Genomic DNA, 15,009 nt, shown 5'->3' on the forward strand with positions numbered 1-15,009 from the left:
AGCGGACAGTCCCTGCCACATCAAACCCTGATGTAGCCTGGCTTCTGTCCGTTTTGTATTTTTGGTTTATAGTCAGAATGATTGTAAACAATCCATCAAAAAATAATTTATAATTGATTCATTTATAAGGAATTTTTAAATACATTATCTAAAAAATTAGATTTTTTTTGCCTATGGCCGTTCAGACGGCCTCTATCGGATGGCTACTTCGCGCTAAATGCTGTCTGAAAAGTCTGTTTGCCGACGGTAATATCGGCAGTGTAATCATGGCGGCCCTCGACACAAAACGGCAAGCGGATTTGCAAAGCCTGCCAGCTTTGCGGAGATTGTTTAGTCAGGTTATAGCGGTTGAAGCCCATGTCCATGTTTTTCATGCTGAAACTGATACTGACCGCGCCCGTATTTTGCGGAACATTCTCTATCACAATATCAAACGGCTCGTGCGTATTGATGGATGTTGCACGCACTTTTGAACCGTCAGGCAGGACGCAGCCCTGTATTAAATTACATTCGACTACTTTCGTTTTTGATTGCTGTTGCTGCCACCAATCCAAGAGCAGCAGTTTGGCCGCCGCAAACACAATCAGTAAAACAGCGGCAATCAAAAGCTTTTGATTTTTACTCATTTCAGACGGCCTCAATGTCATTATCGATCAAAACGGCATGCGCACCCATGCTCTGCCACTGTTCGCGATAAATGGAAACCAGACTTTCCGGAGCTGCCACAATCAGCGGCATCGCCACGCCTTGCGCCAAAATATCGATAACTTGCCCGGCAGCCGCTTCGTCAGCCACTTTCCAAACAACGGCATCCGCATTTTGCACCTGCCGCCATTGTTCGGCATTTTCAATGATTGGCCACACGCTGGACGCTGCTATCGGCTTGCCTTGTTGCCAATCGGCGAACTCCAGCAATACCGCCGATGCGGTTTGATGAGCCAATCCATATGGCGCAACATGATATTCGCCCATGCTGTTTTGACCGCTGAAGCCGCTTTTCAGACGGCCTTGAAGCCGGCGCGGAATGGATAGGGAGCGTAACAATGCGCTATTGGCTGGCAGCATCGGCGCAACGGTAAAATCCCCGGCCTTTTGCCATGCCCATTTCTGCCCTTCCCTCGATTGGATTTCGCCCGTCCATTGGTCGGCTTCCACCCATAAAAAATGCAGGCGTACATGTGCGTGTTCGTAGGAATGGACTTTGGTCAGCCACGGCGTAGCAGCAAGGATACGGATACCGAGTTCTTCTTCAAACTCGCGTTGCAAGGCTTGAAAATCGCTTTCGCCTACCTCAACCTTGCCGCCGGCAAATTCCCAATAACCGGCATACGGTTTACCCTCCGGGCGGGAACTGAGCAGGTAGCGGCCGTTTTTGTCGAGCAAAATTCCGGCAACCACCTGCACCAATGGACGTGTGTCTTCAGCCATCATGAGATTATTCTTAATATGCGGCAGGCGGCGACACCTGCCGATTTGTGCGTAAAAAAACGATGTCGGGCTTATACGCCCGACCTTCAACAAATACCTAACCCTTCAGGCCGTCTGAAAAGGATGTTCTATTCCAGAATACTTAAATCCGGCCTTATTTTTCCGCAATGACAAAAGCCATGACGGTATCTTCTTCATCGCTCATGCTCAGATGACAGCCGCGGATGCCCTGCTCTTCCAGCCATTTGCTCAAAGCCGGTGCAAAAAACAATTCAGGTTTGCCCAATGCGTCATGTCCGACACCGATATTGCGGAAAGACACCACGCCGCGTATGCCCGTCCCGACGGCTTTGGCAAAAGCCTCTTTGGCAGCAAAGCGTTTGGCAAGATAGTTGACCGGCTTGCCTGCCTGCGGAAATTCCAACAGCTCTTCCGGGCTGAGAATGCGTTGCGCAAATGCCAGTCCGAATTTTTTGTTCAGGCGGATAATGCGTTTGAGGGAAACAATGTCTGTACCAATTCCGTAAATCATGGGTCTGCTCCTTGTTTAAATAGTCAGGCCGTCTGAAAATGCGGCTACCGGCCAAAGCAAATTGCCTTAGCCGGTATGGCTGATGCCCTTAAGGCAGCATTCTGGCCCTGAACATGACTTCCTTCATTTGGCGGACCGCTTCAGGCAGGCCGAGGAAGAGTGCTTGGGAAATCAGCGAATGGCCGATGTTCAGCTCGCGGATGGCGAGAATTTGGGCAATCGGCGTTACGTTGTGAATGGTCAGGCCGTGTCCGGCGTTGACGATCAAGCCCAAATCGCTGGCGTAATGCGCACCGTTTTGAATGCGCTCGAATTGTTTCATCTGCTCGGCGTGGCCGTGTGCATCGGCATACGCACCGGTGTGCAACTCGATAACGGGTGCGCCGACATCATAGGCGGCTTGGATTTGCGCGTTGTCGGCATCGATAAACAAGGACACGCGGATGCCTGCATCGGTCAGGATTTTGGTGAACTCGGCCACTTTATCCTGTTGCGCCAATACGTCCAAACCGCCCTCGGTGGTTACTTCTTGGCGTTTTTCAGGCACGATGCACACATCTTCCGGCATGACGTTGAGCGCGTTTTCCAGCATTTCTTCCGTCAGCGCCATTTCCAAATTCAGGCGCGTGCGGATGGCGTTTTTAACGGCAAACACGTCCGCATCTTTAATATGGCGGCGGTCTTCACGCAAGTGCATGGTAATCAAATCTGCGCCGTGGGTTTCCGCAATCAGCGCCGCTTCGACAGGGCTGGGATAAATCGTACCGCGCGCATTGCGGACGGTGGCAATATGGTCGATGTTTACGCCTAACAACATAATAATGTCCTTTCTTTAAAGTTTCAGACGGCCTGAGCCTGCTCATATTCACAGGCCGTCTGAAAAATTCAACTGCCCAAACCAAACTGCTGCAACTGTTGCAAAACCTGCCGAGACTTGATGCCCTCGGGCAGAAGGTTGTCAATCAAAAGCCGCGTTACTTTCAAAGCCTGCCCCAGACTTTCCTGATGAACGAAACTACCTTCCCTCAAATCGATTAAAGTCGCGCCCGATACGGCAACGCCTTTATTGAGCGCGTGAAAGCGGTCGGCCTCGGCCAAGGGCACCACAGCCTCTTCCGGCGTGAGCCAATACGTTTCTTCGCCGTTGATTTCATTGCCATTGCCGTCATGGAACAAATCGGGGGCAAATCCTAAGCGTGTCAGCAACGTCCATTCAAAACGGCGCAAAGCGGCAATGTGGTTGGCCTCGCAGCAAATGGTTTTCATGGTTTCCGCTAACACATCGTAAAGCTCGGGCAACGGGTCTTCGCGGACGGTCAACTTCAGCATCAACTCGTTCACATACAATCCACTGAACAAAGCCCTGCCCTGCGGCTGCGGCCAACCGCCTATCCATTCGGCGCGATGCAGGGTCTTCAACTCTTGCGAACCATACCAAGACGCACTCACCGGCACAAACGGCACCAACACGCCGCGCAATTCGCTCTGCCGTTTGCGCGCGCTTCTGGCCAACAAAGCCACCCGTCCATAACGGCGGCTGAAGGCCTCCACCCACAAGCTGCTCTCGCGCCAAGGGGCGGAAGCAAGCAGAAAGACAGGTTCGTGGTTGATGCGGTTCGGTTGCGCCATAAGGGTTTGGAAAGATAAAGATTGTGTCGATTATAACGGAAAATCGATGCAAAAAGGCCGTCTAAAAGTCCGCCTTCTATAAAGGCCGTCTGAAAACCTTTATAATCCGTTTTGAATGAACAACCAACCTTCCTGTGTTTATGCCGAAATTCCCTTTTAAATCCGCACTTTCCCTGCTCTCCGTAGCCCTATTATCCGCCTGCTCGCTGGTGAAATATCAGCCTCTTGCCGGCATTGATACGGTCGACCTGAAACGCGGCTACCGCTTTGAAACCAGCCAACTTCAGCGCAACGACGAAGATGATACGCTTATTGTATTGATGTTCTCCGGCGGGGGGACGCGCGCGGCGGCCTTGGGTTATGGCGTGTTGGAGCAGCTTCATAAGCAGCAGATCACCATCGGCGGCAAAAAACAATCTTTGATGTCAAATGTCGATGTGGTGTTCGGCGTATCCGGAGGCTCGGTTTTGGCAGCTTATTTTGCACTCAAGGGTGAAGAAACCATTCCCTTGTTTTATAAACGTTTCCTACACCAAAACTTCCAACGCCAAGTCGTCAAACAGGCATTCTCCATGTCCAACCTGCCCCGACTGGCCTCGCCTGAATACGGACGCGGCGATCTGTTGCAGGAGCAGTTTGAAAACTACCTTTTCGGCAAAACCACTTTCCGCGATTTGGAAAAACACGGTAAAGGCCCGTTTGCCATCATTTCCGCCACCGATATGGGCATAGGCGAACGCTTCAACTTCACGCAGGAATACTTTGATCCGATGTGTATCGACCTGGGCAACCTCCGCATCGCCAGAGCCGTCGCCGCATCCAGCTCCGTCCCCATGGTCTTTGCACCGATCACCCTAAACAACAACGGCGGACGCTGCAACTACACGCCGCCGATTAAAATCGAAGACGTAGACGACAGTGAAACAGGCAGACAACAAAGCCGCACTATAAAAGAGTTTTACGAGCGATTCCAAAAATACGCAGACGGGAAAAACCGCCCCTACATCCACCTGATAGACGGCGGCCTGACCGACAATCTAGGCATGCGCAGCCTTTTGGATATGACGGAAATGTATCCGGAAAAAATCCTGACAAACAAAATCCTGCAAAACAACATCCGCCATATCGTCGTCATCAACGTCAATGCGCAAAACCAAGTTAGCAGCAATTTGGACAAAACCGCGGCCGTTCCCGGTTTCCGCGACGTTGTCTCCTCCATCGTCAATATCCCCATCGACCAAAACTCGCAAGAATCCCTGCGCCGTTTCCGCGCCTTCGTCGATCAGTGGAATAAAGACAAACAGACTGACGGCATCAGTTTCTCCTTCGTCAGCCTCAACCTCAAAGACCTCCCTCCTTCCGAGTTGAGGGAAAAAGTATTGAATATTCCGACCAGTTTTTATCTGCCGCCGGAAGACGTGGACAACCTGCGTACCGCCGCTGCCGAATTAATGAAGCAGTCGCTGGACTACCGCAACCTGCTGACAGAATTTGCAGCACACCACAATCCCGATGCCATCTTTGCAGAACCGCCGCCGGACGCTAAAGATTTCAAACCGTTAAACGAAAAAGAAACACAGAAACAATCTGTTCCATAAAGTATTGCTCTGTTAAAATAGACAAATAGATTTCAACCCCTTCAGACGGCCTCAGAGATAAAGGCCGTCTGAAACAAAATATCAAAAACAGAATACAACCATGACCGAAAAAAACAAGCCTATCGTTACCGATATCGACCGCCCCATCCTCGTTCCGCCCGGCGGCCATAAAAAAGTCCTGCTGCATTCCTGCTGCGCCCCGTGCAGCGGCGAAGTAATGGAAGCCCTGCTTGCCAGCGGCATCGACTACACCATTTATTTTTACAACCCCAATATCCATCCGCACAAAGAATATATGTTGCGCAAAGAAGAAAACATGCGCTTTGCGGATAAATTCGGCATTCCCTTCATCGACAAAGACGACGACTACGAAAACGACCGCAAAGAATGGTTCGCCAAAGCCAAAGGCATGGAATTCGAACCCGAACGCGGTATCCGCTGCACCATGTGTTTCGACATGCGTTTTGAAAAAGCGGCACAATATGCCCATGAAAACGGCTTTCATGTATTCACCAGCTCACTGGGCATTTCACGCTGGAAAGACATGAAACAGATCAACGGCTGCGGCCATCGCGCTGCCGAGCCCTACGATGACCTGGTTTATTGGGATTTCAACTGGCGCAAAGGCGGCGGCAGCGCACGCATGATTGAAATCAGCAAACGCGAACATTTCTACCAACAAGAATACTGCGGATGCGCCTACTCCCTGCGCGACTCCAACGCCCACCGCAAATCGCAAGGCCGCATCCCCATCAAGCTGGGCGTGTTGTATTACGGTGATGAATCCACTCAATACGAGCCTCAAGCCGAAAACAAAATCATCGTTGAGAAATAAAAATTAAAGGCCGTCTGAAACATTCAGACGGCCTTTATTCAAATCAACCGATTAACGGCGGCGGAATTTGCCGTGATCAAAATCATCATATGCCTGATAAGCGGCTTGGCATTGGATTTTTTGCTCGGCATAAGGCAAACCGTGGAACGCTTTTGCCGCTTTACGGTTTTCCCTCAACTCGGCCTTGTTGCCTTTATAGCGATACCAAGCGGCACGGCGTTCAAGATATCTCTTACAGGCAGGATGCAATTTGTTTTTCTTCGCTGGCTGGTGTTTGCTCACATGAGAGCCATGCGGCTTGGCTGCCACCTCGACAGAATAAGCACCCAAGCTCAATACGGCAACCGCCGCCAGTGCGGAACCTAAATTTTTCAGCATCAACATGATTCTCCTCCTAAATAGTTTTTCCATTATTCCATTATATGTTTCGCCTGGGCACCGGCAAAACGCCCATTTTTCACATGACAAAAATGTGGTTAATTACTACATCATACTACTTGCTTTGCAAAATTTAACACACCTTCCATTTAGACGAAACCTGAATATAAATCTCTTTATTTCATAAGCCTCTAGAAAAATTTTGAACAAATGTGATGCAAACACAAAATAATGCCTGACTGCCACAAACCCACATAAAATCTAGCCTGAGCCATTCCCCTCTTTAATCAACCCCCGAAAAAAGCGCATTGTCAAGTCTAGTTAAACAAAGAAAAATACATTATATTGTGCCGTTCAAAGCAATCAAATACCGTATCTTGTGTTTTTTAATGGGAAGACTGAATAATGAATGCAGCAACGAATATTAAAGTAACCAAACGCGACGGACGCTTGGAAGATATCGATTTAGACAAAATCCACCGTGTTGTTACTTGGGCGGCGGAAGGCTTACAAAACGTCTCCGTATCGCAAGTCGAGCTCAAATCACATATTCAGTTTTACAACGGTATCCGTACCGACGACATCCATGAGACCATCATCAAGGCCGCGGCCGACTTGATCTCACAAGACACGCCTGATTATCAATATCTCGCTGCCCGCCTCGCCATTTTCCATCTGCGCAAAATCGCTTACGGCGAGTTCGAACCGCCTCACCTCTACGATCACGTTAAAAAACTGACCGAGGCAGGCAAATACGACCGCCACATCATCGCAGATTACAGCCGCGAAGAATTCGACGAGCTGAACGCCTATATCGACCACAGTCGCGATATGACCTTCTCTTATGCTGCCGTGAAACAGCTCGAAGGCAAATATCTGGTTCAAAACCGTGTTACCCGCCAAATTTATGAAACGCCGCAATTTTTATACATTTTGGTGGCCATGTGTCTCTTCAGCAAATATCCGAAAGAGACCCGTTTGGATTACGTCAAACGCTTTTACGACGCCGTTTCCACATTCAAAGTATCGCTGCCTACGCCTATCATGAGCGGCGTGCGCACGCCTACCCGTCAATTCTCAAGCTGCGTATTGATTGAATGCGACGACAGCCTCGATTCCATCAACGCCACCACCAGCGCAATTGTGAAATACGTTTCCCAACGTGCGGGCATCGGCATCAACGCCGGCCGTATCCGCGGCTTGGGCAGCGAAATCCGTGGCGGTGAAGCGCAACACACCGGCTGTATCCCATTCTTCAAAATGTTCCAAGCGGCGGTTAAATCCTGCTCGCAAGGCGGCGTGCGCGGCGGCGCGGCAACCTTGTTCTACCCATTGTGGCACATCGAAGCCGAAAGCCTGTTGGTATTGAAAAACAACCGCGGCGTAGAAGACAACCGTATCCGTCAGCTGGACTACGGCGTACAAATCAACCGCCTGCTGTACACCCGTTTGATTAAAGGCGGCAACATTACCCTGTTCTCGCCGAATGAGGTTCCGGGTTTGTATGATGCCTTCTTCGCCGACCAAGACGAATTCGAGCGCCTCTACACTCAATACGAGCAAGACCCAAACATCCGCAAACGCACTTTGCCGGCAACAGAACTGTTCTCCACTCTGATGCAGGAGCGCGCCGGTACCGGTCGTATCTACATCCAAAACGTTGACCACTGCAACACGCACAGCCCGTTTGATCCACGCGTTGCGCCTGTTCATCAGTCCAACTTGTGCATGGAAATCGCCCTGCCGACCAAACCTTTGGACAACATCAACGATCCGAACGGCGAAATCGCCCTGTGTACCTTGTCCGCCTTCAACTTGGGCGCATTAAATGACTTGGACGAACTGGAAGAACTCGCCGATTTGACCGTACGCGCACTTGATGCCCTGTTGGATTATCAAGACTATCCGGTTGCAGCCGCACGCACCGCAACCATGAACCGCCGCACACTCGGCATCGGCGTCATCAACTACGCCTACTATCTGGCGAAAAATGGCGTCCGTTACAGCGACGATTCCGCGCTCGGCCTGACCCACCGCACCTTTGAAGCTATGCAGTATTACCTACTCAAAGCATCGGTGAACCTTGCCAAAGAATACGGCGCATGCCCGCTGTTCAACCAAACCGTTTATTCGCAAGGCAAACTACCTATCGACACCTACAAAAAAGACTTGGATGCCGTGTGCAACGAGCCTTTGCACTACGACTGGGAAAGCCTGCGCGCCGACATCGTCAAATACGGCCTGCGCAACTCTACCCTGACCGCACTCATGCCGTCTGAAACCAGCTCGCAAATTGCCAACGCCACCAACGGCATCGAGCCTCCACGCGGCCTGGTCAGCGTTAAAGCATCAAAAGACGGTATTTTGAAACAAGTCGTACCGGAGTTTGAAACCCTGAAAGATGCCTACGAAACCCTGTGGCAGCTTCCCGGCAACGAAGGCTACCTGAAACTCGTCGGCGTAATGCAAAAATTCGTCGATCAATCGATTTCCGCGAATACTGCCTACGACCCGAACAAATTTGAAGGCAGCAAAGTTTCCATGAAACAAATGCTGAAAGACCTGCTGACCGCCTACAAATACGGCGTCAAAACCCTGTACTACCATAACACCCGCGATGGCGCGGACGATACGCAGACCGATATTCAGGATGATGGTTGCGCTGGTGGGGCTTGTAAGATTTGATAAGGAAGGAGTTCAGACGGCCTTTTGCATATCTAAACGGCCGTCTGAAATTAAGAAGTTCTCTAAAAAATGAAAATAGCTTGATACATTGGCGTGTATCAAGCTATTGAAAGATTTTTAACGTATTGGCGTACGTTAAAAATTTCTTTAGGTCATTCATGAGAACCTAAAGACCTAACTCAATCGTATGATTTCATTAGATTTATTGCTGGAATTCGAATGATACTGCGATTTTAAGGTTAGTACAAGCTAAATCTCATGAGCTCAATATAAGTATTTATTTTTTGTAGAGTTTAGTTTTCTACACAAAAAATACACTTTGTGCTTTATGAAAGGAGCTTGAATGCACGGGAAAACTGTTCCTGTAAGAGCTTATCGTCGTTTCCGTAATGGTAACTTCGAACATGTTCGCAAGCATTTTCGCCGACCACCATTACGGTAATCGGTTATAATAACCAGCTCGCAGTTTTTACTGCGGGCTTTTTTATTTAAAGGATTTCTACAATGTCATGCGAACATTTAACTATGTCCTACAGCACTTTTTCCAAAACTAAAAACGATGCGCTAAAAGAGCCGATGTTTTTTGGTCAGCCGGTAAATGTCGCCCGTTATGACCAGCAGAAATACGAAGTATTTGAAAAACTGATTGAAAAACAATTGTCTTTCTTCTGGCGTCCAGAAGAAATCGACGTGTCGCGCGACCGTATTGACTACGCCAATCTGCCCGAACACGAAAAACATATTTTCATCAGCAATCTGAAATATCAAACCCTGCTCGATTCAATCCAAGGCCGCAGCCCGAATGTTGCGTTCTTACCTTTGGTGTCTATTCCCGAGCTGGAAACATGGATTGAAACGTGGAGCTTCAGCGAAACCATCCACTCGCGCAGCTACACTCATATCATCCGCAATATCGTGAATGATCCTTCAGTCGTGTTCGATGATATTGTGCAAAACAAATACATCATCGCCCGTGCGGAAGACATTGCCTGCTATTACGATGATTTGATTGAATACACCCAGTATTACAATCTGTTGGGCGAAGGTTCGCACAATATCGGCGGCAAGCTTGTTACCGTATCTTTGCGCGAGTTGAAGAAAAAACTCTATCTCTGCCTGATGTGCGTCAATGTATTGGAAGCCATCCGCTTCTACGTTTCATTCGCCTGTTCGTTTGCCTTTGCCGAGCGCGAATTGATGGAAGGCAACGCCAAAATCATCAAGCTGATTGCCCGTGACGAAGCCTTGCATTTGACCAGCACCCAGCATATGCTCAACCTAATGCGCGCCGGTGCCGATGATCCTGAAATGGCTGAAATTGCGAATGAATTGCAGGATGAGTGTTTCAACCTCTTCAAAAAAGCAGCCGAGCAGGAAAAAGAATGGGCGGCCTATCTGTTTAAAGACGGCTCAATGATTGGCCTGAACAAAGAAATTTTGGCTCAATACGTTGAATATATTACCAATCTGCGTATGCAGGCGGTTGGCCTGCCTGCCGGATTTGAAGGTGCGACCCAAAACCCGATTCCTTGGATTAACGCGTGGCTGTCTTCTGACAATGTACAGGTTGCGCCGCAGGAAGTGGAAATTTCTTCTTACTTAATCGGTCAGATTGATTCGGAAGTCAGCGCGGACGATTTGGGCGATTTCGAGCTGTAAACCGCGTTTCAGACGGCCTTTGGGCGTAACCGGCCGTCTGAAAATCTCTTTTCAATCCTCAAGGTATAACCAAAAATGAAGATTTATGGCGACATTGCGGTAAAAGCAGCTGAATCATATTCTAAATATGAAGATATGGAACAAGCTTGGACAGAGATTGCGGCATCATTTCCCATCAAGGAGTCAATTAGAAAAAAAGGATGCCCAAAGAATGCATTTTTGGGATTGTGTCGTGCGGGGTTGGTTAAAGGAATCAACCCGGAAAAAGTCAAAACCAAACATTCCAAAAACGGAGAATATGCCGTTGCAGCGGTCAGCCTTTTAAAAAATGATCCCGAATGGGCAAATCAGAAAAAATCCGTTTTCTGGCGCGAAATTGTGGGTAATGAAAAAAAATATAACAGCCAGCTTCATGTCGTTTTGGCCTTGTGGGAAAAAGGCTTGATTATTTGAATTTATATATTTAAGGCCGTCTGAAACATTGTTCAGACGGCCTCTATGCCCTAAAACACACATGGCACTCATTAGCACACACGACAAAACCTTCCAACTCCAACAAGGCGAAACCTTATTGGAGGGCTTGGAGCGCACTGGACACGAAGTTGAATACCAATGTCGCAGCGGTTATTGCGGTTCATGCCGGGTTAAAATCTTGGATGGGAAAGTCTCTTATGATAATTTTCCACTCGCTTTTGTCGCGCCCGGAGAAATTTTGCCGTGCTGCTGCCGGGTTACTGAAGACATCAAGCTTGATTGTCGTGAGCGCATCAAAGAGCCGGATTTATTTGATGTCGATTTATTTGAAGACAAATAAAAAATGCCGTCTGAACATTATGGCCGAAATCTTTGATTTCATGTCCACCGTTCAGACGGCATTTTGTATGACAAAGCTTATTTACGCTCGCCAACCGGCAAAACTGTTTTGCCGAAAGATTCGTTAATGACTTCCGCAGCGGCCAAGTAGAACGCACCAAGTGCAGTTACCAAGCCTAAGCAACCGCCGATATGGACGATGCTATGATTTTCCATGCCATCGCCAATACCCAAAGCAAAAAAAGTCAGTGTCAAGAAAAAGAAAATACCGCTCAATACTTTAGGCTTGGTCAAGGTAGCCACAAACATCATCAGTGAAAACATACCCCATGCGCAAAGATACCAGCCGATAAATGCCGGGGCTGTTTCACCTTTAAAAAAGATGGTAAACAAAGCCCATGTCCACCAGAATGCACCATAGCTGATAAAAGCGGTAAAGCCAAACGTATTACCTTTCTTGAACTCAAACATACCGGCAATAACTTGGGCGATACCACCAAAGGCGAGAGCCATGCTCAAAACTAAGCCGACACCCTCTTGAGCAGTAAAAAAGCCGCCGTTAATCAGACTGAGCAACCAAGTTGTCAATGCAAAGCCACCCAGGCCTACTGGACCTGGGTTCGCCAGGTTTTCTTTAGTAGTAATCATTTTATTTCTCCTCTAGTTATTAGAAATAGGAAACCCATTGTTACAGGTTTTATTTAAAATTAAAAGAAATAAATTTAAAAAAATCAGGCCGTCTGAAAAATATTTTTCAGACGGCCTTGAATATTAATAATTAAACTATCCCAAAATTGCCAAGATTTTCCTCAATTCATTAGCATCAATTTGGCCGGGTGCCGACGTTTTTTGTGCCGCGCCAAAGGTAACGGCTGAGCCGAAAGTCGAGCCGGCCAAGCGGCTGACGGCTCCGGTTTTATCCATGGACATGGTAATAATCGGGCGGTCGATAATTTGTGAAGCATCATATGTTGCCTGCAACAGGGTCAACACATCTTGCGGCGATTGCGGCATAACGGCAATTTTGCAGATATCCGCGCCCCACTCGGCCATTGTTTTCAGACGGCCTGTAATGTCTGCCAAAGACGGCGTGGCTTGAAAATCGTGATTGCAAAGTAAGGCGGCAGTTTGATACTCATGCGCCAAAGCAATGGTTTGTTTTACGCCGCCCTCCTCGGCAAAAAGCTCGATGTCGATAATATCGGCTTGTTTGGAACAGATGATTTTTTCCAATAATTCAAAATAATAGTCTTCCGAACAAGGCGTATTACCGCCCTCTTGCGCCCTTCTAAATGTAAACAGCAAAGGCTTGGCAGGAAAAGCCTGTCGGACAATGCCTAAGTGCTTGGCAATAAAATCGGCATCAAGCGCCTCTTGAAAAAAATCCGCACGAAATTCAATGATGTCAAAAGCCGTCTCTTTTAATACGTGCAAAGCCTGCTCCAATTCCTGCGTATTGGCGGCCACCAGCGGCACGGCAATTTTAGGCAGGCCTTTGCCGATCTCAATATTTTTGATGATGACAGGTTTCATATTGTTCCTTTTTGCTGTTCAAGCCAATCAGTGCAGATGATCGTAAATGGTTTCCGCCAAGGCTTTGCTGATGCCTTCCACTTTTTCCAAGTCCTCTCGGCTGGCTGCAATCACGCCGCGCAGGCCGCCGAATCGGGTGAGCAATGCTTGGCGGCGTTTGCTGCCGATACCGGGGATTTCGCTGAGTGAGGAAGTAACGCGTGCTTTGTCGCGTTTTTTGCGGTGGCCTGTAATGGCAAAGCGGTGCGATTCATCGCGTACGGTTTGCAATAAATGTAAAGCCGGGCTGTTGGGCGGCAGGCGGAAAACTTCTCCGGTAAAAGGCAATATAAGTTCTTCCATACCGGCTTTGCGCTCGGGGCCTTTGGCGATACCGACCAAAGGTATGTGCAGCCCGAGTTCTTCCCATACCGATACGGCTACGCCGATTTGTCCTTTGCCGCCGTCAATCAACACGACATCCGGCCATTTGACGGCCTCGCCGTTGGCTTCGGCTTCCTGCATTTTGCCGTAACGGCGCGTCAACACTTCGCGCATGGCGGCGTAGTCGTCGCCGGGTTTGGCGGTAGTGATGTTGTAGCGGCGGTATTGCGAAGGCTGGATGTTTTGTTCATCGTACACAACACAAGACGCAATAGTAGCCTCACCTTGCGTGTGGCTGATATCGAAACATTCAAGGCGGTTAAGGCCGTCTGAATCCATGCCGAGGATTTTGGCCAGTTCATCGATGCGGTGTTGCTGGCTGCTTTGTTGCAGGCGGCGTTGGGCAATCGCCATTTGTGCGTTTTGCTCCGCCATTTTCAACCAGACTTTGCGTTCGCCTATGGTTTTGGTCACGAACTGCATCTGTTTGCCGTGTTCGCCTTCCAAGGCTTCTTTCAACGCGTCGGGGACGGGAAAGTTGCTGATGATGATGTCGGGTTTGCTTTTGCCCAGATAGTGTTGGGCAACGAAGGCCTCGGCGTAATCTTGTCCGTTTGGCTCGGGATCGTTTTTAGTGTCGGGGAAAAAGCTTTTATCGCCGACATGCCGTCCGCCGCGGATGCTGACCCAGTGTACGCAGACCAGGCCGTCTGAAACCGCCAGCGCAAGCAAATCGATATCGTTTGGATTGTTCGGATTTTTGCTGTCGATAAACTGATTACTCTGCATGATGCCGAGCGCTTGAATTTGATCGCGGTAACGGGCAGCTTCTTCAAATTGCAAATTCGCGGCGGCGGTTTGCATTTTGTGTTGCAAGGTGCGCGTCAGTTCGTCGGTTTTGCCATTAAGGAAAGTCGCGGCTTCACGCACGCTGTCGCGATAATCTTCTTCGCTGATGTGACCGACACAAGGTGCGGTACAGCGTTTGATTTGGTACAGCAGACAAGGACGGTCGCGGTGTTCAAACACGCTGTCTTCGCAGGTACGCAGCATAAAGACTTTTTGCAACACTTGAATGCTGTCGCGCACGGCGTTGCTGTTCGGATACGGGCCGAAATATTGATTAGGCTTCTTCAGCGTGCCGCGGTAATATGCCATTTGCGGATATTGATGGCCGCTGAGCATCAAATAAGGATAGCTTTTGTCATCGCGGAAAAGGATATTGTATTTCGGCGACAAGGCTTTGATGAAGTTGTTTTCGAGAATCAGCGCTTCGGCTTCGGAACGCGTGATGGTGGTTTCGATATGATGAACCTGTTTTACCATCAATGCGATGCGCGGCGAATGGTCGTTTTTTTGGAAATAGCTGGAAACGCGCCGCTTGAGATTGACCGCTTTGCCGACATACAAAACATTGTTGTCTTCGTCAAAAAAACGGTACACGCCCGGAAGATTGGGCAGATTTTTCAGAAAAAGAGGTAAATCGAACGGTTCGGTTGCGCTCACGGGATTTTCTTTTGGAATAAGCAGGCCGTCTGAAAACTTTTCAGACGGCC

15 protein-coding genes are annotated in these 15,009 nt (G+C 48.9%); 6 read left to right on the forward strand and 9 right to left on the reverse strand.

The features are described 5' to 3' along the window. Positions 1–203: 203 nt before the first annotated feature. The 5 genes from BBP27_RS03755 to recO all read right to left on the reverse strand — a co-directional run bounded on the left by BBP27_RS03755 (position 204) and on the right by recO (position 3,589). Positions 204–626: a hypothetical protein gene (locus BBP27_RS03755; RefSeq protein ID WP_188212011.1), complete on the reverse strand. Its 423-nt coding sequence runs from the start codon at positions 624–626 to the stop codon at positions 204–206. A 1-nt stretch (position 627) separates the two neighbouring features. Then, positions 628–1,428 carry an NUDIX domain-containing protein gene (locus BBP27_RS03760; RefSeq protein WP_188212027.1) on the reverse strand — a complete coding sequence of 267 codons (801 nt, stop codon included), beginning with the start codon at positions 1,426–1,428 and terminating at the stop codon, positions 628–630. 154 nt (positions 1,429–1,582) lie between these two features. Continuing rightward, a complete protein-coding gene (acpS, locus tag BBP27_RS03765; protein ID WP_003746639.1) occupies positions 1,583–1,960 on the reverse strand; it encodes a holo-ACP synthase in 378 nt (125 codons plus the stop codon). Positions 1,961–2,048: 88 nt separating this feature from the next. Next, positions 2,049–2,777, reverse strand: a complete 729-nt coding sequence (pdxJ, locus tag BBP27_RS03770) for a pyridoxine 5'-phosphate synthase (protein WP_003746637.1) — start codon at positions 2,775–2,777, stop codon at positions 2,049–2,051. Positions 2,778–2,845: 68 nt separating this feature from the next. Beyond that, positions 2,846–3,589, reverse strand: coding sequence for a DNA repair protein RecO (gene recO / locus BBP27_RS03775; protein WP_003746635.1), 744 nt, complete (start codon positions 3,587–3,589; stop codon positions 2,846–2,848). 140 nt (positions 3,590–3,729) lie between these two features. On the opposite strand from recO, the gene BBP27_RS03780 reads away from it, so the two are divergent. Further along, positions 3,730–5,187, forward strand: coding sequence for a patatin-like phospholipase family protein (locus tag BBP27_RS03780; RefSeq protein ID WP_188212010.1), 1,458 nt, complete (start codon positions 3,730–3,732; stop codon positions 5,185–5,187). Positions 5,188–5,287: 100 nt separating this feature from the next. Next, a complete protein-coding gene (locus BBP27_RS03785) occupies positions 5,288–6,022 on the forward strand; it encodes an epoxyqueuosine reductase QueH (RefSeq protein ID WP_049331023.1) in 735 nt (244 codons plus the stop codon). Positions 6,023–6,073: 51 nt separating this feature from the next. Here BBP27_RS03785 and BBP27_RS03790 read toward each other — a convergent pair whose 3' ends face one another. Then, complete coding sequence (locus BBP27_RS03790) at positions 6,074–6,406, reverse strand: stress response protein (protein ID WP_188212009.1); 333 nt, start codon at positions 6,404–6,406, stop codon at positions 6,074–6,076. 399 nt (positions 6,407–6,805) lie between these two features. Between BBP27_RS03790 and nrdA the strand changes: the two genes are divergently transcribed. From nrdA to yfaE, 4 genes are all read left to right on the forward strand, one after another. After that, complete coding sequence (nrdA, locus tag BBP27_RS03795) at positions 6,806–9,085, forward strand: class 1a ribonucleoside-diphosphate reductase subunit alpha (protein ID WP_188212008.1); 2,280 nt, start codon at positions 6,806–6,808, stop codon at positions 9,083–9,085. A 525-nt stretch (positions 9,086–9,610) separates the two neighbouring features. After that, the gene (nrdB, locus tag BBP27_RS03800; protein WP_049331034.1) at positions 9,611–10,744 is read left to right on the forward strand and encodes a class Ia ribonucleoside-diphosphate reductase subunit beta; all 1,134 of its coding nucleotides are present in this window, start codon (positions 9,611–9,613) and stop codon (positions 10,742–10,744) included. A 75-nt stretch (positions 10,745–10,819) separates the two neighbouring features. Continuing rightward, on the forward strand, positions 10,820–11,197 hold the full coding sequence (locus BBP27_RS03805) for a DUF6979 family protein (protein ID WP_009427512.1): 378 nt from the start codon (positions 10,820–10,822) through the stop codon (positions 11,195–11,197). Between the two features lie 61 nt (positions 11,198–11,258). Next, entirely contained in the window at positions 11,259–11,558 is a 300-nt protein-coding gene (gene yfaE, locus BBP27_RS03810; RefSeq protein ID WP_003686421.1) for a class I ribonucleotide reductase maintenance protein YfaE, read from the forward strand. A gap of 77 nt (positions 11,559–11,635) precedes the next feature. Here the strand turns inward: yfaE and BBP27_RS03815 are convergent, their stop codons facing one another. The 3 genes from BBP27_RS03815 to uvrC form a co-directional block, all read right to left on the reverse strand. Continuing rightward, positions 11,636–12,205, reverse strand: a complete 570-nt coding sequence (locus BBP27_RS03815; protein ID WP_188212007.1) for an acetate uptake transporter — start codon at positions 12,203–12,205, stop codon at positions 11,636–11,638. 135 nt (positions 12,206–12,340) lie between these two features. Next, entirely contained in the window at positions 12,341–13,090 is a 750-nt protein-coding gene (gene aroD / locus BBP27_RS03820) for a type I 3-dehydroquinate dehydratase (RefSeq protein WP_188212006.1), read from the reverse strand. Between the two features lie 27 nt (positions 13,091–13,117). Beyond that, complete coding sequence (gene uvrC / locus BBP27_RS03825; RefSeq protein WP_188212005.1) at positions 13,118–14,959, reverse strand: excinuclease ABC subunit UvrC; 1,842 nt, start codon at positions 14,957–14,959, stop codon at positions 13,118–13,120. Positions 14,960–15,009 lie beyond the last annotated feature (50 nt).

Source organism: Neisseria sp. RH3002v2g (assembly GCF_014596425.2).
Classification (GTDB): domain Bacteria; phylum Pseudomonadota; class Gammaproteobacteria; order Burkholderiales; family Neisseriaceae; genus Neisseria.

Bases quoted from the DNA above. Each gene is read 5' to 3' on its own strand.
- BBP27_RS03785 (WP_049331023.1), top strand. From the start codon at position 5,288: ATGACCGAAAAAAACAAGCCTATCGTTACCGATATCGACCGCCCCATC.
- nrdA (WP_188212008.1), top strand. From the start codon at position 6,806: ATGAATGCAGCAACGAATATTAAAGTAACCAAACGCGACGGACGCTTG.
- BBP27_RS03815 (WP_188212007.1), bottom strand. From the start codon at position 12,205: ATGATTACTACTAAAGAAAACCTGGCGAACCCAGGTCCAGTAGGCCTG.
- BBP27_RS03760 (WP_188212027.1), bottom strand. From the start codon at position 1,428: ATGGCTGAAGACACACGTCCATTGGTGCAGGTGGTTGCCGGAATTTTG.
- acpS (WP_003746639.1), bottom strand. From the start codon at position 1,960: ATGATTTACGGAATTGGTACAGACATTGTTTCCCTCAAACGCATTATC.
- recO (WP_003746635.1), bottom strand. From the start codon at position 3,589: ATGGCGCAACCGAACCGCATCAACCACGAACCTGTCTTTCTGCTTGCT.
- BBP27_RS03805 (WP_009427512.1), top strand. From the start codon at position 10,820: ATGAAGATTTATGGCGACATTGCGGTAAAAGCAGCTGAATCATATTCT.
- nrdB (WP_049331034.1), top strand. From the start codon at position 9,611: ATGTCCTACAGCACTTTTTCCAAAACTAAAAACGATGCGCTAAAAGAG.
- BBP27_RS03755 (WP_188212011.1), bottom strand. From the start codon at position 626: ATGAGTAAAAATCAAAAGCTTTTGATTGCCGCTGTTTTACTGATTGTG.
- aroD (WP_188212006.1), bottom strand. From the start codon at position 13,090: ATGAAACCTGTCATCATCAAAAATATTGAGATCGGCAAAGGCCTGCCT.
- pdxJ (WP_003746637.1), bottom strand. From the start codon at position 2,777: ATGTTGTTAGGCGTAAACATCGACCATATTGCCACCGTCCGCAATGCG.
- yfaE (WP_003686421.1), top strand. From the start codon at position 11,259: ATGGCACTCATTAGCACACACGACAAAACCTTCCAACTCCAACAAGGC.
- BBP27_RS03790 (WP_188212009.1), bottom strand. From the start codon at position 6,406: ATGTTGATGCTGAAAAATTTAGGTTCCGCACTGGCGGCGGTTGCCGTA.
- BBP27_RS03780 (WP_188212010.1), top strand. From the start codon at position 3,730: ATGCCGAAATTCCCTTTTAAATCCGCACTTTCCCTGCTCTCCGTAGCC.